The organism is Synechococcus sp. WH 8109, from assembly GCF_000161795.2.
GTDB lineage: Bacteria > Cyanobacteriota > Cyanobacteriia > PCC-6307 > Cyanobiaceae > Parasynechococcus.
In genome coordinates, this window is sequence record NZ_CP006882.1 from 301,852 (window position 1) to 321,802 (window position 19,951).

The following is a 19,951-nucleotide window of genomic DNA, read 5'->3' on the forward strand; positions in this document are numbered from 1 at the left end:
CTGCCTAGGATCGTCCCTCGAGATGGATTCTGCAGAGCTCGAAGCTGCAGGCCCATGCGATCGTCCGGTTGAGTTCCCTATGTCTGACGCCATCCGTTCCGCTGTCTGGCCTTACTGCGACAGCCCTGCACCCGAGGTTGTTGCGGGCGAGAAGGATGCGTGTGGCGTTGGTTTCCTGGCCCACCTCCAGGGGGAGGCCAGCCACTGGGTGCTGGAGCAGGCCCTGCGTGGCTTGGGATGCATGGAGCACCGTGGCGGTTGCGGGGGAGATGGCGACTCCGGAGACGGCGCGGGGGTGTTGTGTGAGATCCCCTGGTCGTATCTGAAAGCCGTCTGGCCCGAGGCGGCTGCAGCACGGGGCCTCGGCATGATGTTCATGCCGACCGATGCCAGCCGTCGTGCGGAGGTGCGGAGCCTGTGTGATGAAGAGGCCAAAGCCCTTGGCATGCAGCCTCTGGGGTGGCGAACGGTGCCCGTCGACCCTGCGGTTCTCGGGCCTTTGGCTCGTGCCACAGCCCCCGTGATCGAGCAGTGGGTGCTGAATGGTGATGCCGACGACGCAACGTTTGATGGACAGCTGCTGCGGTTGCGGCGCCGCATCGGTGCCCGTGTACGGGCTGCTCTGGGTGTTGAGGTCGCCCAGGACGTTTATGTCGCCTCCCTGAGCAGCCGGACGGTTGTCTACAAGGGAATGGTGCGATCCGAGGTGCTGGCGCAGTTCTACGCCGACCTGCAGGACCCTCGATTTGAGGTGAGCTTTGCGGTGTATCACCGCCGTTTCAGCACCAACACCCTGCCGCGCTGGCCCCTGGCGCAGCCGATGAGGCTTCTCGGTCACAACGGCGAAATCAACACGCTGCTGGGCAACCTCAACTGGGCCAAGGCTTCAGAAGCCAGCCTCGAGAACGTCTGGGGTGAGGCGGCTGATGACCTGATTCCGGTGGTAAACCCTGCCTTCAGTGATTCCGCCAACCTGGATGCCACTTTGGAATTGATGGTGCGGAGTGGGCGGTCGATCACCGACAGCCTGATCACACTGGTGCCCGAAGCGTTTCGCAATCAGCCCGATCTCGACAGCCGTCCTGATGTGACGGCGATGTACGAATTCAACGCGGGCATCCAGGAACCCTGGGACGGCCCGGCCCTGTTGGTGTTCGCCGACGGCAAGCGAGTGGGTGCAACGCTCGATCGCAACGGGCTGCGTCCGGCGCGTTGGTGCACCACCGCTGACGGCTTCGTGATCATGGGATCGGAGACCGGCGTGGTGGATCTCAGCGGCAAGACGATTGTTCAAAAAGGTCGTCTTGGCCCTGGTCAGATGGTGGCCGTCGATCTTGAACGCGGCGAGTTGCTCGACAACTGGTCGGTGAAGGAAGACGCGGCGCAGCGCTTCCCCTATGCCGATTGGCTGCAGAAGCATCGCCGCGGCGTGGCCCCCCAGCCCTGGACCCAGGACCGGCAGGTGGGTGAACTCGATCTTCTGCGGTTGCAGACCGCGATGGGGTTCACCGCCGAAGACTTCGATCTGATCATCGAGGACATGGCTGCCCTCGGCAAGGAGCCGACCTACTGCATGGGCGATGACATCCCCCTGGCGGTGCTTTCCGACAAGCCCCACCTGCTTTACGACTATTTCAAGCAGCGCTTCGCCCAGGTCACCAACCCTCCGATCGACCCCCTGCGGGAAAAATTGGTGATGAGTCTGGAGATGCACCTGGGTGAGCGCCGGCCCGCCCTGAAGCCCCATCCAGAAGCTGCCTCCGTCATTCATCTGGAGACGCCCGTTTTGAACGAGGCGGAACTGGCGGCCATCAGTGAGCAGGGCTTGCCCGTCAAGACGGTGTCCACCCAGGTGGCTGTGGAGTCGTGTGCGGGAGGCCTGCAACTGGCCATCGCGTCGCTGTGCAGCGTTGCGGAACAGGCGGTGCGTGACGGAGCCCAAGTTCTGGTGCTGTCCGACCGGGTCGATGGCACAGGGGCGGCTGCCCCGCTGACCCCCACAACGGTGGCGATGCCGGCCTTGCTGGCCGTGGGTGCTGTTCATCACCATCTGCTGCGCCAGAAGCTTCGGCTGCAGTGCTCTCTGGTGGTGGACACGGCTCAGTGCTGGAGTACCCATCACTTGGCCTGCCTGATTGGCTACGGCGCCAGTGCCGTCTGCCCCTGGCTCACCTGGGAGACCACCCGCCACTGGCTGGATCACCCCAAGACCAAGAAGCGGATCGAACAGGGCAAGTTGCCAGCCCTGGATGCCAATCAAGCCCAGGCCAACGTTCGTGAGTCGCTGGAGAACGGCCTGCGCAAGATCCTCTCCAAGATCGGAATTTCATTGCTGGCCAGCTATCACGGCGCTCAGATCTTTGAAGCGATCGGCCTGGGAGCGGATGTGGTGGAGACCGCCTTCACTGGAACGACCAGCCGTGTTGCCGGCATGACGCTGGCCGAGCTGGCGAACGAAACGCTCTCGATGCATGCCAAAGCTTTCCCTGAGCTCAACCGCAGCAAGCTCGAATTCATGGGCTTTGTTCAGTACCGCAGTGGTGCTGAGTACCACCGCAACAATCCCGAGCTCTCGAAGGCGCTGCACAAGGCGGTGGCTCAGGGCCCTGGTTACGACCATTTCTCCACCTACCAGGCCTTGTTGGAGAACCGACCGGTGATGGCCCTGCGGGACTTGCTTGAGTTCAAGTTAGCTCCCACCCCAGTCCCCCTGGATCAGGTGGAGAGCGTCGAAAGCATCTGTACCCGCTTCTGCACGGGCGGGATGAGTCTGGGCGCATTGTCTCGCGAAGCCCATGAAGTGTTGGCCGTGGCGATGAATCGCATCGGCGGCAAGAGCAACAGCGGTGAAGGCGGTGAAGACCCTGCCCGCTTCCAGATCCTCGAGGATGTGGATGGCGAGGGCCGTTCCGCCTCATTCCCCAGCATTGGTGGTTTGTGCAATGGGGATACCGCCTGCTCGGCAATCAAGCAGGTGGCTTCAGGACGTTTCGGTGTGACAGCGGAATACCTGCGCAGTGGTAAGCAGCTCGAGATCAAGGTGGCCCAGGGCGCCAAGCCCGGAGAAGGCGGTCAGCTGCCAGGGCCCAAGGTCGACAAGTACATCGCCTGGTTGCGCAACAGCAAGCCAGGTGTGGCCTTGATTTCACCGCCGCCACACCACGACATTTATTCAATTGAAGACTTGGCGCAGTTGATCCATGACCTGCATCAGGTGCATCCCGCTGCTCCCGTGAGCGTGAAGCTGGTGGCCGAGATCGGGATTGGCACCATCGCTGCGGGTGTGGCCAAGGCCAACGCCGATGTGATCCAGATCTCCGGTCACGACGGTGGCACGGGTGCATCTCCCCTAAGTTCGATCAAGCACGCCGGCAGCCCCTGGGAATTGGGCCTCACCGAGGTGCATCGTTCCCTGGTGGAGAACGGTCTGCGCGATCGGGTTCTGCTGCGCGCCGATGGAGGCCTGAAAACAGGCTGGGATGTGGTGATCGCTGCCCTGTTGGGGGCGGAGGAATACGGCTTCGGCTCGATCGCGATGATCGCCGAGGGCTGCGTCATGGCTCGCGTCTGTCACACCAACAACTGCCCTGTGGGCGTGGCTACGCAGAAGGAGAACCTGCGCAAGCGTTTCACCGGCATTCCTGAGCACGTCGTCAATTTCTTCTGGTACGTCGCTGAGGAAGTGCGTCAGCTGATGAGCCTGCTCGGCGTTACCCGACTTGAGGAGCTGATCGGTCGCACCGATCTGCTCCAGGCCCGCACGGTTGATCTGGCCAAGACCAAGGGTGTGGATCTCTCCAGCCTGCTGGCTCCGATCAGCGGCGCCGAAGATCGCTCCTGGCTGCTCCACAGCGACCAGGCCCACGGCAACGGACCGATCCTTGAGGATCAGCTCCTGGCTGACGCTGAGTTAATGGCTGCCCTGGACAACCACGCTTTAATCAGCCGCAGCATCGAGATCATCAACACCGATCGCAGTGTCTGTGCCCGTCTGGCCGGTGAAATCGCCCAGCGCCATGGCAACCGCGGTTTCAAGGGACAGCTCGATCTCACCTTCCGGGGTGCGGCAGGCCAGAGCTTCGGGGCCTTCCTGGTGCAGGGCATGCAGGTTCGTCTGGAAGGCGAGGCCAACGACTACGTGGGCAAGGGAATGAACAGTGGTTGCATCACCCTGGTGCCATCAGATGGTTGTGCCTCTCCAGGTGACCAGGTGATCCTCGGCAACACCTGCCTCTATGGGGCTACCGGCGGTGAGTTGTTTGCCCACGGTCGGGCTGGCGAGCGCTTCGGTGTTCGCAACAGCGGTGCCCGCACGGTTGTGGAGGGAGCTGGTGACCACTGCTGTGAGTACATGACCGGTGGTGTAGTCGTCGTTCTCGGCAGCACCGGCCGCAATGTCGGCGCTGGTATGACTGGTGGTGTGACCTTCCTGCTGGATGAGGAGGGGCGTGTCGCTCCTCGGGTGAACCCGGAGATTGTTGAGGTCTGCACCATCACCACCCATGAGCAGGAGTCGATGCTGAAGGCTCTGCTTGAACGGCATGTGGCGCTCACGGGAAGCGAGAAGGCTTCTGCTCTCCTGGCCGATTGGTCTGTGGCGAAGGGTCGCTTCAAGGTGTTGGTCCCCCCCAGTGAGCGGGAGGCGATGGGATTGGCCGACAAGCAAGCTGTGGCGGCCTAGCGCCGTCACCCGCCCGTGGCTTGGTTCGTCAAGACTGAAACCTTCACGGCTGTAGCCGCCGCCCTCTCTGTTGAGCAGCGGCGACCCACCTTGGAGGCTCACCGTTGTTGGGTTTCAGATGAAGCTGCAGCAGGCCGTCGTCTACGCAGCGGGTATTTGGTGGACGGTGATCGGCAGCCCGGAGGCGGTGGGCTGCTGATGTTTGAGGCGTCGTCCTACGCCGATGCCCTGGCGTGGGTCCAGAACGACCCGATGATCATCGCCGGCCTGGTGGACTGGCAGGTGCAGGAATGGATTCCCGTCAGCGGGGATGGCTGGCCATGAGCCGTTGCACCTCGCCGGCGTGGTAGCTGCTGCGGGTGAGTGGTGTGCTGACCACCTGGAGGAAGCCCAGCTCCTCTTCGCCCACTGTTTTATAAGTCTCGAATTGAGCCGGAGTGACAAAGCGGTCGACGGCCAGGTGCTTTGGGCCAGGTGAGAGGTATTGACCGATGGTGACGATGTCGACCTTGTGTTTGCGCAGATCCCGGAGCGTCTCGATCACCTCCTCATCGGTTTCCCCGAGCCCCACCATCAGTCCCGACTTGCTGTAAGCCTTGGGCCATTGCTCCCTCACCCGTTGCAGCAGCTCGAGGGAGCGTTCATAGATGCCCTGGGGCCGCGCCAGGCGGTACATCCGCGGCACCGTTTCAATGTTGTGGTTCAGCACGTGGGGGGCGGCGGCCATCACCGTTGCCAGGGCATCCCAGTTGCCGCAGAAGTCAGGGATCAGCAGCTCGATCGTGGTGAGCGGTGAGCGTTGCTTCACCTGTTCGATGCAGGCAACGAACTGGGACGCACCTCCATCGCCGAGATCGTCGCGGTTCACCGAGGTGATCACCACGTGCTTCAGGCCAAGACGGGCCACCGCTTCCCCAAGCCGTTGCGGCTCGGTGGGATCGAGCTCACGCACGCTCTTGTCGAAGTCGATGTCGCAGTAGGGGCAGGCGCGGGTGCAGCCGGGCCCCATGATCAAAAACGTGGCGGTACCGCCTGCAAAGCATTCGCCGATGTTGGGGCAGCTCGCCTCCTGGCAGACCGTGTTCAGGTTTAAGTCCAGCAGCAGGTCGGACACGGCGCCGATTCGCTCGCGCTGCGGAGCCTTAACGCGCAACCACTCCGGCTTGAGCACGGCGAAGCATCTTCAATCCATGACCCTAGTCGCTGCTGAGATCCGCCTGGATTTCGCTCCACTGTGATCTTTTAGGATTGTCTCGCCGGGATGTGGCGCAGTTTGGTAGCGCACTTCGTTCGGGACGAAGGGGCCGCAGGTTCGAATCCTGTCATCCCGATTCTTGGTTTGCATGGCACTGCCAGGTCTTGATGGAGACCTGAGCTAAGCCCGAAAAAACTCAGTCTTCATTGAAGACTTGCCCCGGGGTACCCCCGCGGCGTCACCATCCAGTCACCATCGACACGGCTGCTGCTGTTCCCGATCAGAACAAGCGTGAGCATGTCCACGGATTCCGGCTCCAAGCGCTCAAGACTCGTGAGCTCACGGGATTCCTCTGCGCGGCCCAGCTGCCGCGCCAGCGTCACTGGGGTTGTGGGGGGGCGGTGTTTCAACAGGATCTCCTTGGCGTGTCCCAGCTGCCAGTCCCGGCCCTTGGACCGCGGGTTGTAGAGAGCGAGCACAAAATCTCCAGCGGCAGCGGCCTCCAGCCGCTTTTCGATCACGGCCCACGGCGTGAGGCGATCGCTGAGGCTCACGCAGCAGAAGTCATGCATCAGTGGCGCTCCGGCCCGGGCGGCGGCCAACTGGAAGGCTGAAATGCCGGGATGCACCGCGAACCTGGGCCGGTCCCGCTCGGGTTGCTGGAGCAGCAGCTCCAGGGCCAATCCCGCCATGCCGTAGATCCCGCTGTCGCCGGAGGAGATCAGAGCAACTTTGGCCCCTTGTTGGGCCAAGCGCAGTGCTTCGTCACAGCGGTCCCATTCCCGGGTGAGCTGGCCATCGAATCGGACCTGATCCGGCCGGCGCAGGGGCTCCAGAAGATCGAGGTAGAGGCTGTAGCCAACCCAGGCGCAGCAACGGGAGAGGGCCGCTTTGGCGTCTCCGCTGAGCAAGGACAGATCTCCTGGACCACTGCCCACCAGGTGCAGCTCCCCCCTCTCTGGCGCATAGGGGAGGGCCGCCTCGGCAATGGCCACCGTCACGGCGCCCTGCTCCCCTGTTTCCGGACGGTTGATTCGCTTGGGCTGGATCAGAAGACCTTGTTCGCCCGCAGCCAGCAAGGCTGCTGCCTCAGCCACCGACGCGGTCCCCATTTCCTTGCGCACCACTTCGGAGGGATTTGGCACGTCGATGGATGCAAGAGCGTGCTCCGTAAAGGTTCGGAACGGCCATGCCCGGGTCTGGCTCAGATGCTGCAGGGCCGGTTCATCGGATTTCCGGGCTGCGCTGGCCATCCCGGCGACAGCCTCTTCCGCCAGTCCTGCTGTTGCCAAGGCATCGGCAATGGCCTTCTCCACCAGGGAAACACTGGTGTTGCGTTCACAGCCGATGCCGATCCAGAGCGTTGCTGGATGCCACTGGCAATAACCCTGACGGCGCGCTCCGATCACAAGATCAGCGGCGTCTGGCACCCCCTTGGGATCGATGTTGTGCAGCAATCGATGGCCTTCAGGACCTCGCCAGGCGTTGGATCCACTGCTCTGGTGGACGCTGATGCTGGATCCCTGGGATTGCCGCACCATCAGATCGCGCCAATGGGCCACCGATCCCCTGCGTTTCCAGCCCCAGCTCTCACCAAAGGCATCCAGGGGGAGACGTCCTTCATGGGCGCAGGCACCCGTGATCACCGCCTGCCCGCCGAGATCCATCGCGATCTCTCGGGCACGTTGTTCGGCGCCTGCGGAATGGCCTCCTAGCAGAGGGATGATGAACTCCCCTTTGGGGTCCAGCACCAGAACGGCTGGATCCTTCTCCTTGCCTTGAATCCGAGCTGCAATCAGGCGCGTCACCGCTCCCACGGCGCCCACGAACAACACGACGTTCTCTGCCGTCCAGTGCTCATCAAGGGCGGTGCTGATGTTTTGATCGTCTGGCTTGATCCGCTCGATGTGGCCGCGCAGCAGCAAACGCTCCAACAGCGGCATGGCGCTGGGGCTCAGTCCTAGGCCTAGAGCGGGAGCGGCAGATGTGGGGTTCAGGGCAGGGAATCCGGGTCAGGGCTTGCGCAAGCGCCCATCACTGTTGAGCAACTCACGGGCAGATCCTCCCAGGCTGCTGCTCGGCATCAGCTTGGTTTCCTCTTCGGCTGGCTGCTGAGGCTCCGCCGGCTTCTCCGGGGCGGGAGTGGGAGGAGTGGGCCGAGCCGTTTCTGTTTTGGATGGCTGTTCAGCAGGTAGCTGTTCAGCAAGGTGCGGCTCAGGCTCCTGCCCATCGCTTTCCTCGGGTGCCTTGGGTTGGGGTGCGGCCTCGGGCTTGGTTTGAACCTCGTCCTCGACGACGGCCTCGGCTTTGATCTCAGCCTGAGGAAGGTCTCGGGGCTGTTCTGTCTTCTCTTGTTGTTTCTCCTCAGCCTTTTGAGGAGGCTCTGGCGAGGATTCGACCACCTCCAGAACGTCAGGCTCAGGGGAGCCGCTCAGGCGCGCGAGCTGGCTTTCGGTGAGACGTGGGCGCATCCAGCCCGGCTTGGCACCGGATGCAGCATTCAGATGGATCAGCTGATTGTTGAAGACCGGTGTGATCGGCTCACCCAGCCCATTCAGCAGTTCCATCTGAATGTCGTGGCTGCTTGCGCCGTTCGATCCTTTGAGCCAAAGGGCTTCCTGGTGATCAACCAAAAAGCTGTCTCCGTCAATGCTGATGCGGAGCCGCCAACGTCCATCGCCCTCCCGCAGGTTTTGCAGCGGAGCATTCCAGATCAGCCAATCCACCAAAAGGGGTTGCAGGCCCTGCTCTCCAGCTGGTGAGACAGGGACCAGCCAGGGAGCATCGAGTTCGGGTTGTGTGCCCTGCAGTTTTTGCCAGAGGTGCAGGCGTCCCTGGATTGAGGCTCCCGGTATTTGAACAGCTTCTCCCCAGGGGTAAGCGGCCCAGGCGCTGAAGCGGTGACTGCCCGCTTCCAGGTCATCGATGCGAACCTTCAAGCGGCTTCCATCGCTTTCGCTCAGCCGTAGGGGAGCGCGGTTGTCGATTTGGAGCACCACATGGGGGCCCAGGCCCAATTCGGGGTCGCTGCTGAGGGGCCAGTCGTCGATTTCGAAACGCAGCTCAAGGGCGTCAGAGGTAACGATGCTGTCGTTGCTTGGATCGATCAGCCGCAGGGAGGGACGGTGCTGTTGCAGGTTCTGACGCAGCTGTTGCACTGCCCCTGGAGGAGCCACTTCCTGGAGCTTCCCGCTGGGGGCTGAACTCGGCAGCGGTTTGGCAGCGGATCCTGAATCGCGATTAAAGAATCCAGGGCGCGCATGAACAGGTAAGCCGGCACCAAGAAGCAGCACTGCAACCAGCAGAACAGCACATATCGACTTCAGGCCAGGGCGACGCATCGGGCATGAACAGATCCGATCATTCTGAACAATCCGCCCTTCACTGTCAGAGTTTTAGTTATTTAGGAAGGAAATATGCGTGAAATTGTATTGCTTACTGCTTGAGATCTTTGTTGTTTCGCTGATTCTCAGCCTTCTGCAGACGCCTGTCGCTGACTGGCTCGCCAAGGGATTGAACCTTTGTAACTCAGGGCCCTTTAACCCCCATCTCCGCCCCTATGCTTCCGCCAGCGGTCCCCTCTTTGGGGCCCCAGCTTCAGTGCAGGCAAGGGGTTTCGACCCCTTTGCCGTACTGGCGCCCTAACGCTGATTCCTTGCGAATCCGTGTTCGGGGCCCCGATTGGCTTCGGCCCGTCGGAGGGGTGGCCCACCACCTCGAAACCCGTCCCTCGAGGAACGACTCGATGACCATCAGCCCACCTGAGCGTGGGAGTGACGCGAAAAGCCAGGTCGAGAAGGTTGACAATCCAGCAACCTTCGAGCTGTTCGGTAAGCCCGGACACTTCGACCGAGCTCTCGCGAAAGGTCCCAAAACCACCACCTGGGTTTGGAACCTTCACGCCAACGCTCACGACTTCGACGCTCACACGAGCGACCTTCAAGAGGTCTCTCGGCGGATCTTCTCCGCCCATTTCGGCCACCTGGCCGTCATCTTCATCTGGCTCAGCGGTGCCTTCTTCCATGGCGCCCGCTTCTCCAACTATTCCGGTTGGCTTGCTGACCCCACCCATGTGAAGCCAAGCGCCCAGCAGGTCTGGGCCGTCTTCGGCCAAGAAGTCCTCAACGGCGACATGGGTGCCGGTTTCCAAGGCATCCAAATCACCTCAGGCCTCTTCCAGATGTGGCGGGCCTGGGGCATCACCAGCGAAACCCAACTCATGGCTCTGGCCATCGGTGCCCTGGTGATGGCCGGCCTCATGCTCAACGCCGGTGTTTTCCACTACCACAAGGCTGCGCCGAAGCTGGAGTGGTTCCAGAACGTTGAGTCGATGCTGAACCACCACCTGGCAGGTCTGCTGGGTCTCGGTTCACTGTCCTGGGCTGGTCACGTCATCCACGTGTCTGCTCCTGTCACCAAGTTGATGGATGCCATCGATGCCGGCCAACCGCTGGTGCTCAATGGCAAGACCATCGCTTCGGCTGCAGACATTCCGCTGCCCCACGAGTTCTTCAATCAGGACCTGCTGGCGCAGCTGTATCCAGGCTTCAGTGCTGGTGTCGGTGCCTTCTTCTCCGGCAACTGGGCTGCCTACAGCGATTTCCTCACCTTTAAAGGTGGATTGAATCCTGTGACTGGAAGCCTCTGGATGACCGACATCGCCCACCACCATGTGGCGATTGCAGTGATGTTCATTGTTGCCGGTCACATGTACCGGACCAACTGGGGCATCGGTCACTCCATCAAGGAGATCCATGAAGGCCAGAAGGGCGATCCCCTGCTGTTCCCTGCCACCAACGGTCACGACGGTCTTTACGACTTCATGACCAATTCCTGGCATGCCCAGCTGGCGGTCAACCTCGCCATCGGCGGTTCAGTGAGCATCATCGTTGCTCAGCACATGTACGCGATGCCTCCGTATCCGTACCAAGCGATCGATTACCCCACTCAGATCGGGCTCTTCACCCATCACATCTGGATCGGCGGCTTCCTGATCGTTGGTGCCGGCGCTCACGCAGCCATCGCCATGGTTCGCGATTACGACCCCGCAAAGCACATCGACAACGTGCTGGATCGGGTGCTCAAGGCTCGCGACGCCATCATCAGTCACCTCAACTGGGTCTGCATCTGGCTCGGAGCCCACAGCTTCGGCCTGTACGTCCATAACGACACCATGCGTGCCCTGGGTCGCCCCCAGGACATGTTCAGCGATTCGGCGATCTCCATTCAGCCGATCTTTGCTCAGTGGATTCAGAACGTGCACGCCGCAGCTGCCGGCAGCACAGCTCCCAACGCCCTCGCGGGTGTGAGTGAAGTGTTCAACGGTTCCGTTGTCGCCGTCGGCGGCAAGGTTGCCGCTGCTCCCATGCCGCTCGGCACCGCCGACTTCATGGTTCACCACATCCACGCCTTCACGATTCACGTGACGGTGCTGATCCTGCTGAAGGGTGTCCTGTACGCCCGTAGCTCCCGCCTCATCCCTGACAAGGCCAACCTGGGCTTCCGCTTCTCCTGCGATGGTCCTGGTCGTGGTGGCACCTGCCAGGTCTCCGCTTGGGACCACGTGTTCCTGGGCCTGTTCTGGATGTACAACTCCCTGTCGATCGTGATCTTCCACTTCTCCTGGAAGATGCAGAGCGACATCTGGGGAACGGTGAATGCCGACGGTTCCGTTGCGCATATCACCAATGGCAACTTTGCCCAAAGCGCCATCACCATCAATGGCTGGCTGCGTGACTTCCTGTGGGCTCAGGCCGTTCAGGTGATCAACAGCTATGGCTCGAACACGGCTGCCTACGGAATCATGTTCCTCGGCGCTCACTTCGTGTTCGCCTTCAGCCTGATGTTCCTCTTCAGTGGCCGCGGCTACTGGCAGGAACTGATCGAGTCCATCGTCTGGGCTCACAACAAGCTGAAGGTGGCTCCCGCCATCCAGCCCCGTGCCCTTTCCATCATCCAAGGCCGTGCCGTGGGTGTTGCCCATTACCTCTTGGGCGGAATTGCGACCACGTGGGCCTTCTTCCACGCCCACATTCTTGTGGTCGGCTGACCTCACCTGACCTCTCCCTCTAATGGCAACGAAATTCCCTTCGTTCAGCCAGGGTCTGGCCCAGGACCCGACAACCCGCCGTATTTGGTACGGGATCGCCACGGCTCACGACTTCGAGAGCCATGACGGAATGACGGAGGAGCGCCTCTATCAGAAGCTCTTCTCCACCCATTTCGGTCACCTCGCGATCATCGGCCTGTGGGTTTCGGGAAACCTGTTCCACATCGCCTGGCAGGGCAACTTCGAGCAGTGGGTCGCCGACCCCCTGCACGTGCGCCCCATCGCTCACGCAATCTGGGATCCCCACTTCGGTCAAGGCGCCATTGACGCCTTCACCCAAGCGGGCGCTTCCTCCCCGGTGAACATCGCCTACTCAGGCCTGTACCACTGGTTCTACACAATCGGCATGAAGACAAATGCCGAGCTGTATCAGGGTTCCATCTTCATGATGATCCTGTCGGCTTGGGCTCTCTTCGCCGGCTGGTTGCACCTGCAGCCCAAGTTCCGTCCTTCCCTGGCCTGGTTCAAAAACGCTGAATCGCGTCTGAACCACCACCTTGCTGTCCTCTTCGGCTTCAGCTCCATCGCCTGGACCGGTCACCTGGTTCACGTTGCGATCCCCGAAGCCCGCGGTCAGCACGTTGGTTGGGACAACTTCCTCAACGTTCTGCCTCACCCCGCCGGTCTTGGACCCTTCTTCACCGGCAACTGGGGTGTATACGCCGAAAACCCCGATTCTCTGAATCAGGTCTTCGGTAGTTCCGAAGGTGCCGGCACCGCCATCCTCACCTTCCTCGGCGGTTTCCACCCTCAGACAGAAGCTCTCTGGCTGACGGACATCGCCCACCACCACCTGGCCATCGGTTGCCTTTTCGTGATCGCCGGCCACATGTACCGGACCAACTTCGGTATCGGTCACTCCATCAAGGAGATCCTCGAAACCCATAACCCCCCGAAGGGCACCCCCGGTGACCTCGGTGCTGGCCACAAGGGTCTCTACGACACCATCAACAACAGCCTGCACTTCCAGCTTGGTCTGGCTCTCGCCTCCCTTGGCGTGGTCACCAGCCTCGTAGCGCAGCACATGTACTCGATGCCGTCGTACGCCTTCATCGCGAAGGACTACACGACTCAGGCAGCCCTGTACACACACCACCAGTACATCGCCATCGCGTTGATGTGTGGTGCCTTCGCCCACGGTGCGATCTTCTTCATCCGTGACTACGACCCCGAAGCCAACAAGGACAACGTCCTGGCTCGGATGCTCGAGCACAAGGAAGCGATCATCAGCCACCTGAGCTGGGTCTCCCTATTCCTCGGTTTCCACACCCTCGGCCTCTACGTCCACAACGATGTGGTCGTTGCCTTCGGTACCCCCGAGAAGCAGATCCTGGTTGAGCCCGTGTTCGCCCAGTTCGTTCAGGCCGCCTCTGGTAAGGCCATGTACGGAATGGACGTGCTGCTCTCCAACGCCTCTAGCTCCGCCAGCCTTGCTTCCCAGAACATCCCTGGTGAGCACTACTGGCTGGACGCGATCAATGGCAACACCGATGTGTTCCTGCCCATCGGCCCTGGTGACTTCCTTGTTCACCACGCCATTGCTCTGGGTCTGCACACAACCACCCTGATCCTTGTGAAGGGTGCCCTGGATGCCCGTGGCTCCAAGCTGATGCCCGACAAGAAGGACTTCGGCTACTCCTTCCCGTGCGACGGCCCCGGCCGTGGCGGCACCTGCGACATCTCTGCCTGGGACGCCTTCTACCTGGCTGTCTTCTGGGCTCTGAACACCGTGGGTTGGCTGACCTTCTACTGGCACTGGAAGCACCTGGCCATCTGGTCCGGCAACGTGGCCCAGTTCAACGAATCCAGCACCTACTTGATGGGCTGGTTCCGCGACTACCTGTGGCTCAACTCCTCCCAGTTGATCAACGGCTACAACCCGTTCGGAAGCAACAACCTCGCCGTCTGGGCTTGGATGTTCCTCTTCGGACACCTGGTTTGGGCCACCGGCTTCATGTTCCTGATCTCCTGGCGGGGTTACTGGCAGGAACTGATCGAGACCATCGTCTGGGCTCACCAGCGCAGCCCCATCGCCAACATGATGGGTTACCGCGACAAGCCTGTGGCACTGTCCATCGTTCAGGCCCGTGTCGTCGGTTTGGCTCACTTCACGGTTGGCTATGTCTTGACGTACGCCGCCTTCCTGATTGCCTCGACTTCAGGGAAATTCGGTTGATTCATTCCTGAATTAACCCGCGACGAGTCGTTCCTCGTTTCAAACGTCCCCACCCGGTTCGCCGGGTGGGGATTTTTGTTGTGTGTTCTTCGGAGTGGTTCTGTTGGACCGCGATGTTGTTCTCGTCTTGCTCTGGGCACTGCTTAGCCTCAGGCCTAGATGGGGATCGGGCTGAACGTGGGTGAATGGGAGCTGCTGCAGCGCAACGTTGGTGAGTGGCGTGGCTGGTTCGACAGCCTGGACAGGACACTTCAATGCACTAAGCGTCAGCCCTCCCTTCTCACGCTCAAACCGGCTCCCCCCGGCGTGCCACTGAATCTGACCCTGCTGCTCTGGCCTGAGGGAGCGGGATCGAGTTCTCCCCACAAACTGCCTGCCGGCGAGCCTGAAAAGCGGATCGTTCAAAGCTTCATGCGGCTGGATCCCGACATGGGGGTCTTCGGCACCGGCAGTTTTTCGAGGGGGACGCTGTACAGGTCCACCTGGACCAAGCTCTATGCCGAGTTCGGGTTCCTGCATGACCAACGCCGTCACCGCCTGGTTCTGCTTTGGGATGGTGCGGGGGAATTGGATCGGATTGTGCTGATCCGTGAGTTCCTTGCCGGAAGTTCAGCGCTTGAACGTCCACCCCTGGAGCCAGATCAGCTGATCGGCGACTGGCGTTGCGACCTTCCTTCGCCAGGGGACAACATCTGTTTTTCCGCAAGCGACCTTGATCGCTGGATCTTTTTGCCGGATGGAGGAGCCTTTCTGGCGCCAGCGCAGATTGATTCACACCAGCCCTTCAGCATCGAAGCGCTTTGGTTGTCGAGTGCAACGCGCCTCGAGCGCATTTCACGTCGCTATTCAGAACACGGTGCCCTCAGCTCGGTGAACCACCAATTGCTCACCCGTTGAGGCTGGGTTGGCTATGGGGTGTTGCTTAAGTCAGCCCGGCCTCTGTTGCTGAAGGCAATGTCCAGAGTGCGCAGATAGGTGTGCAGGCCGGCATCCTGAATGGGCAGCACGTAGGCGTCGGCGCCGGATTCGTTGTGGTGGGAGTGCCAGTAGCCGGGCGGTGTCACGAAGGCTGCGCCGGTTGCCCAGTCTTCCCGGTGCCCATTACGGATCATCCCGTTCTCGTCCAGCTCGGTGCCGATCATCGTGTAGCAACCCGGTTGGCAGGCCACCGCAAAATCAAGGGCGATCGACTGGTGTCGATGGGGACGCTGCACCTGGCCTGCAGGGAGGATTCCCAACATGGCCCATAGGGTATGGGTGACGGTGCGCGTCTGAGGGAAGGCGTTGTTTCCCAACAGCACACTCACGCGATTGGCGTTGGCTCCTCGGGGGTTGCTGGCGATGGCATCCAATTGCGCGCGAGCATCCTCATGGCTGTAGAAGCAGGGTTCGAACACCGGTTTCACGGTGCTCACGCCCAGATAACGAAGCAGGGGAGCATCGTGCACCCAATACAGGCCGGCGTGCGTTTCGCTGCTGTGAATGGCTTCACCGCCAGCCGGAAGCACGAACGTATCTCCCTCGCTCCAGTGAAAAACCTGACCACAGGCTTCAGTTTGCCCATGGCCTCGGGCCACGAAGAACAGCTGACTGGTCGCATCCGCATGGGTGCGCAGGGATCCCTGATCTAGTCGAATGAAGTTGCCGCAGAGCGATGGACCCGTGGCCGGGCCTTCGCAGTGCAAGGCGGCACTCAAATCAAGTGGTTGCAGTGCCGTTCCGGCTTGATCAAAAAAACTGGCCGAAAAGCTGCGGTAGGGGATCGTACTGATCAGCCCCTGCTTCAGGGGATTGGCTGCTGAGGCGTAATCGAAGAACTGCGCCTGGGGACTGGTTGCCGTCGTCGCTCGTGAGGTAGTGGTCATCGTTCCCTCCAGCAGCAGATCCATTGGATCGAGAGCGCACCCTACGCGGTGGGCCTTCGAGCACGTTTCAGCACCAGATAAACGGCAGGGACGGCAAACAGGGACAGCAACGAGGCCACCAGCAGTCCGCTGAACACCACGGTGCCAATGCTGACCCTGCTGGCGGCTCCCATGCCCTGGGCGAACAGAAGGGGCAGGAAACCTGCCAGGGATGTGACCGCTGTCAGCAGGATCGGGCGCATCCGGTTCACGGCCGCATCCACAACGGCGTCGTGCAGGGCCAGGCCTGCCGCCATCCGCTGGTTGGCGAATTCCACGATCAGAATTCCGTTCTTAGCAGCCAGGCTCACCAGCACCAGGAGTCCCATCTGGCCGTAAACATCGAGTGGAAGGCCGCGCAATTTCAAGCCGATCAGAGCTCCGAGAAGGGCCATCGGCACCGTGAGCAGGATGATCAACGGGTCAATGAAACTCTCGTAGAGAGCGGCCAACAGCAGATAGACCACCGTCACGCCGAGGGCGAACAGCACCCAGGTCACCTGCCCAGCCCGTTGTTCCTCTAACGCCAGGCCCGTGAAGGCCAGGCCGATATTGCTGCCTCCAATGCGATCACCGGCCTGGGTGAGGGCATCGATGGCTTCACCGCTGCTGACCTTTGGCGCGGGGATGGCCGTGATCCGGATGGCCCGGTTGAGTCCGAAGTGGCGAATGTTGTTGACGCCCTCTTCGAGGGTCAGGTTGGCCACGCTTGCCACTGACACAAGCTCACGGCTGCGGTTGCGGACCATCAGCCCTGTGAGATCTTCCGGCCGACGTCGCTCGCTGCCTTCCAGCTGCAGAAAAATGGAGCGGATTCCACCGGCGTCGTAGGTGTCATCGATGTAGCGGCCGCCGAAGGCGGTGCCGATCTCCCGCAGCGTTGTGCCGTAGTCGAGGTCGAGAGCAGCCAGTTGGTCGCGGTCGAGCTCCAGCCGCCAGCGGGGGAAGTTGGCATCAAAGCGGGTGCTCACCCGTTCAAATCGGTCCGTTGCCTTGGCCGTCTGGATGAAATTCTGGGCGACTTTGCCGAATTGCTCCAGGCTGAGTTGTCCTCCGCTGCGGTCCAGCAGTTCCAGCGAAAGTCCTGATTCACTGCTGAATCCCCGCACGGTTGGCGGTGTTATCAGCACGACCCTGGCATCACCAACCCGTTGCTGAATCTTTCGGTGGAGACGGCGTTTGATGGCGTTGCTGCTCTGCTCTTTGCCAGGTCGGTCCTTGAGTGGCTGAAGGCGCAGGTAAAACGATCCACGGTCTTCCCCGCTCTGTCCGAAGGAGCTGCCGGCATAAAAGTTGCCGGTACGCACCAGGGGCTCTTCGCTGACGACGCGACGTATGTTGTCCATAACGGCCACGCTGCGCTCAAGGCTGGCGCCGTCGGGCAGGGTGAAGTAGCCGCGGATCTGGCCTTGGTCGTCATCGGGGATGAACGCCGTTGGCATCACTGCCAATCCTGAGGCCGTGATGACAAGGCCGCTCAGCAGCAAGAGGGCGATGCGTTGCTTGCGCTGAAGCCAGTGCTCGAGTTGTTTCGCGTATTGGGATTGCAGGGTTTGCATGCCCTGCCGAAGCCAGCGGCTGAGCTTGCCGATGGCCCCAGGAAGACGGCCGCCCCCTGGGCCCAACACCCTGGCGCAGGCCATAGGGGTGAAGCTGAGCGCATTCAAGGTGGAGAACAGAATTGCTCCGCTGATGGCCAGGGCGATCGGTTGATAGAGGCGTCCGATCGATCCGGGAATGAGCAGAACGGGCAGGAACACGGCTGCCAGCACCAATGAGGTGGCCACAACGGCCGTCGCCAGCTCAGCCATGGCGTCTTCGGCCGCCTGTTCGGGGGGTGTGCCCCGTTCGATGCGTCCGGCGATGTCCTCGCTTACGACGATGGCGTCATCCACAACGATCCCGGTGGCCAGCACCAGCCCAAACAGGATCAGGCTGTTGAGATTAGAACCGCTTAGTTTCACCAGGCTGAGGCTTCCCACCAGCGCCACCGGCACGGCAAGGCCAGGGATCAGGGCAAGACGCCAGCGGCCCAAAAACAGCACCAGCACCACCAGCACCAGCAGCACGGCATCGCGCAAGGTGATGAAGGTGCGATCGAGGTTGGCCTGAACCGTGTCGGCCACATCCACGATCATTGAGTGCTCGATGCCCGGGGGAAAGCTCGCTTCCAAATGCTTCAGCTTGCGCTTGATCGCCCTGCTCACCTCCAGGGCATTGGCCCCATCGCGCTGGTAGATCCCCACGGCCACCGAACGCTCGCCAGCCAGATTCATGGCCTCGCGTCCGTAGTTGCGCTGTCCGAGGGCAACCCGTCCCACATCCTTCAGGCGCAGCAGCCCGCCGTTGTCGAGCCGGCGCAAGACGAGATTCTCGAAATCCGATTGGCTGCGAAGACGACCTTCCGCTTCCACCGGAAGGCTCAGCACTTGCCCCGCTGGAACTGGGGCAGCCCCGATGCTGCCAACGGCAGCCAAAACGTTCTGTTCAGCCAGTGCCTGACTGACATCGCCAGGGGTGAGGTTGGTCTGTACGAGGCGTTGCGGATCCAACCACAGGCGAAAGGAGAGTTCACTGCTGCCGAAAATCCGCACATCACCTATTCCTGGTGTGCTGAGCAGCGCGTCCCGCAGGGTCTGGTCCAGCCAGCCGGCGAGAAAGGTGTGGACGTATTGATCTGGTGGGTGGCTGAACCCCAGGATCATCAATAGGTCTTCCGAGGAGCGCCGCACCCGGAGCCCCTGGCGCGTTACGGCCTGGGGCAGCCGGCGGCTGGCCAGGTTCACCTCGTTCTGAACCTTGATCGCATTCAGCTCGGGATCACCCGCGTTGAAGCGCAACGAGATGCTGGCGCCGCCTTGCCTGCTGGTTGAGCTGATGCTTTCGACCCCTTCAAGGCCATTCAGCTGTTGTTCCAACACCCGGGTCACGCTCTGCTCCACCACCTCCGGTGAAGCCGCCGGGAAGCTGGCGCTAACACTCACGCGGGTGGGAGCAAGGGGCGGAAGATCCTCCAGCCCCAGGCCGAACAATGCCGTGCAGCCCGCTAAGAGGATCAGCAGGCTGCAGACGACCGTGAGAACCGGCCGCCGAAGAAACGGCTGGGAGATCGACCGCACCGGGGCGTCTCAAATGTGAATGAATCCTGCCAGGAAAAATCCCCCGGCTGCCTGATTCCAGGTAGCCGGGGGATGAATGAATTCGGTTGGCTGTCTCGGTAGCTGGCTTCAGCCAACGCTCCAGACACCAGCAGCGATCTTGAACAGTTCCTGTACGTGGACGGTGTTGCAGAGGAACCAGGCGAAAACGGCACCGCCGCAACCACCGAGCCAGAACCCACTGGTGAAGTCAGCCCAACCGGTGCGGGTGAACAGGTCGGCGGGGGGGTTCTCAACCGTCACATCCGAAGGGGGGATGTTGGGTTGCTTGCCGGGCTGGTTGTAAAGCAGGAACAGCAAGCTGAGGATGTGCACAGCGCCAATGGCAGCCAACAGGCCAGCGGTTTGCTGATACTCAGTGGCACGTAGAGGACCACAGATGGTGAAGGGGCCGTAGAGCAGATAACCGAAGGCTGCACCGGTTTCCAGGCCGCGGAAGTTCGGGGAAATCCCGGGGCGGTACAGGGGCAGATTGTTGATCAGGCCTTTGATGAAATAGCCGCTGTTGACGGGTGTCGCAAGGTTGCCGACGCAGGGATCAGCAGCAGGAGTGACGGTCATGGGTTACGAGTGCTGAGGGGTTGAAACGGTCCGCAAGTCGCGGTCACTCCGCAGCTGTGATCACTCGACCAACAAGGACGATGAACACTGCGGGGAAAACGATTCCGGTGATGGGCACGAAAATCGCAGGCAGCCAGGCAGCAGCGAAATCTCCAGTCATGTCGAGG

General features: G+C 61.4%; 12 protein-coding genes and 1 tRNA gene. 6 read left to right on the forward strand and 7 right to left on the reverse strand.

The genetic code is table 11. The features are described 5' to 3' along the window. Positions 1-79 precede the first annotated feature (79 nt). Both gltB and Syncc8109_RS01500 read left to right on the forward strand, forming a co-directional pair. Complete coding sequence (gene gltB, locus Syncc8109_RS01495) at positions 80-4,681, forward strand: glutamate synthase large subunit (RefSeq protein ID WP_006849707.1); 4,602 nt, start codon at positions 80-82, stop codon at positions 4,679-4,681. A gap of 15 nt (positions 4,682-4,696) precedes the next feature. Next, entirely contained in the window at positions 4,697-5,005 is a 309-nt protein-coding gene (locus Syncc8109_RS01500) for a YciI family protein (protein ID WP_006850486.1), read from the forward strand. Here the strand turns inward: Syncc8109_RS01500 and lipA are convergent. Then, entirely contained in the window at positions 4,983-5,852 is an 870-nt protein-coding gene (lipA, locus tag Syncc8109_RS01505) for a lipoyl synthase (protein ID WP_006850349.1), read from the reverse strand. The two genes, Syncc8109_RS01500 and lipA, sit on opposite strands and share 23 nt — an antisense overlap. 86 nt (positions 5,853-5,938) lie before the next feature. On the opposite strand from lipA, the gene Syncc8109_RS01510 reads away from it, so the two are divergent. Then, positions 5,939-6,012 (forward strand) — tRNA-Pro (locus Syncc8109_RS01510). Between the two features lie 67 nt (positions 6,013-6,079). On the opposite strand, the gene cobJ is transcribed toward Syncc8109_RS01510, so the two are convergent. Together cobJ and Syncc8109_RS01520 are read right to left on the reverse strand one after the other, a co-directional pair. Further along, positions 6,080-7,819, reverse strand: coding sequence for a precorrin-3B C(17)-methyltransferase (gene cobJ / locus Syncc8109_RS01515; protein ID WP_006851205.1), 1,740 nt, complete (start codon positions 7,817-7,819; stop codon positions 6,080-6,082). A gap of 69 nt (positions 7,820-7,888) precedes the next feature. Next, entirely contained in the window at positions 7,889-9,217 is a 1,329-nt protein-coding gene (locus Syncc8109_RS01520; protein WP_006851565.1) for a hypothetical protein, read from the reverse strand. A 404-nt stretch (positions 9,218-9,621) separates the two neighbouring features. Between Syncc8109_RS01520 and psaA the strand changes: the two genes are divergently transcribed. The 3 genes from psaA (at position 9,622) to Syncc8109_RS01535 (ending at position 15,058) form a co-directional block, all read left to right on the forward strand. Next, entirely contained in the window at positions 9,622-11,925 is a 2,304-nt protein-coding gene (gene psaA / locus Syncc8109_RS01525; RefSeq protein WP_006850922.1) for a photosystem I core protein PsaA, read from the forward strand. Positions 11,926-11,947: 22 nt separating this feature from the next. Continuing rightward, on the forward strand, positions 11,948-14,161 hold the full coding sequence (psaB, locus tag Syncc8109_RS01530; protein WP_006851613.1) for a photosystem I core protein PsaB: 2,214 nt from the start codon (positions 11,948-11,950) through the stop codon (positions 14,159-14,161). A 159-nt stretch (positions 14,162-14,320) separates the two neighbouring features. After that, complete coding sequence (locus tag Syncc8109_RS01535) at positions 14,321-15,058, forward strand: DUF3598 family protein (protein WP_006850106.1); 738 nt, start codon at positions 14,321-14,323, stop codon at positions 15,056-15,058. Between the two features lie 11 nt (positions 15,059-15,069). Here the strand turns inward: Syncc8109_RS01535 and Syncc8109_RS01540 are convergent, their stop codons facing one another. The 4 genes from Syncc8109_RS01540 to Syncc8109_RS01555 form a co-directional block, all read right to left on the reverse strand. Next, complete coding sequence (locus Syncc8109_RS01540) at positions 15,070-16,050, reverse strand: hypothetical protein (RefSeq protein WP_006850784.1); 981 nt, start codon at positions 16,048-16,050, stop codon at positions 15,070-15,072. A 17-nt stretch (positions 16,051-16,067) separates the two neighbouring features. Further along, the gene (locus tag Syncc8109_RS01545; RefSeq protein WP_006851201.1) at positions 16,068-19,184 is read right to left on the reverse strand and encodes an efflux RND transporter permease subunit; all 3,117 of its coding nucleotides are present in this window, start codon (positions 19,182-19,184) and stop codon (positions 16,068-16,070) included. A gap of 108 nt (positions 19,185-19,292) precedes the next feature. Beyond that, complete coding sequence (locus Syncc8109_RS01550) at positions 19,293-19,784, reverse strand: photosystem I reaction center protein subunit XI (protein WP_006851946.1); 492 nt, start codon at positions 19,782-19,784, stop codon at positions 19,293-19,295. 43 nt (positions 19,785-19,827) lie between these two features. After that, positions 19,828-19,944 carry a photosystem I reaction center subunit VIII gene (locus tag Syncc8109_RS01555; protein WP_006851672.1) on the reverse strand — a complete coding sequence of 39 codons (117 nt, stop codon included), beginning with the start codon at positions 19,942-19,944 and terminating at the stop codon, positions 19,828-19,830. Positions 19,945-19,951: the final 7 nt, after the last annotated feature.

Excerpts from the sequence above, each read along its gene's own strand:
- Syncc8109_RS01520 (WP_006851565.1), bottom strand. The coding sequence starts at position 9,217 with ATGCGTCGCCCTGGCCTGAAGTCGATATGTGCTGTTCTGCTGGTTGCA.
- gltB (WP_006849707.1), top strand. The coding sequence starts at position 80 with ATGTCTGACGCCATCCGTTCCGCTGTCTGGCCTTACTGCGACAGCCCT.
- Syncc8109_RS01535 (WP_006850106.1), top strand. The coding sequence starts at position 14,321 with ATGGGGATCGGGCTGAACGTGGGTGAATGGGAGCTGCTGCAGCGCAAC.
- Syncc8109_RS01540 (WP_006850784.1), bottom strand. The coding sequence starts at position 16,050 with ATGGATCTGCTGCTGGAGGGAACGATGACCACTACCTCACGAGCGACG.
- psaB (WP_006851613.1), top strand. The coding sequence starts at position 11,948 with ATGGCAACGAAATTCCCTTCGTTCAGCCAGGGTCTGGCCCAGGACCCG.
- cobJ (WP_006851205.1), bottom strand. The coding sequence starts at position 7,819 with ATGCCGCTGTTGGAGCGTTTGCTGCTGCGCGGCCACATCGAGCGGATC.
- Syncc8109_RS01555 (WP_006851672.1), bottom strand. The coding sequence starts at position 19,944 with ATGACTGGAGATTTCGCTGCTGCCTGGCTGCCTGCGATTTTCGTGCCC.
- psaA (WP_006850922.1), top strand. The coding sequence starts at position 9,622 with ATGACCATCAGCCCACCTGAGCGTGGGAGTGACGCGAAAAGCCAGGTC.
- Syncc8109_RS01550 (WP_006851946.1), bottom strand. The coding sequence starts at position 19,784 with ATGACCGTCACTCCTGCTGCTGATCCCTGCGTCGGCAACCTTGCGACA.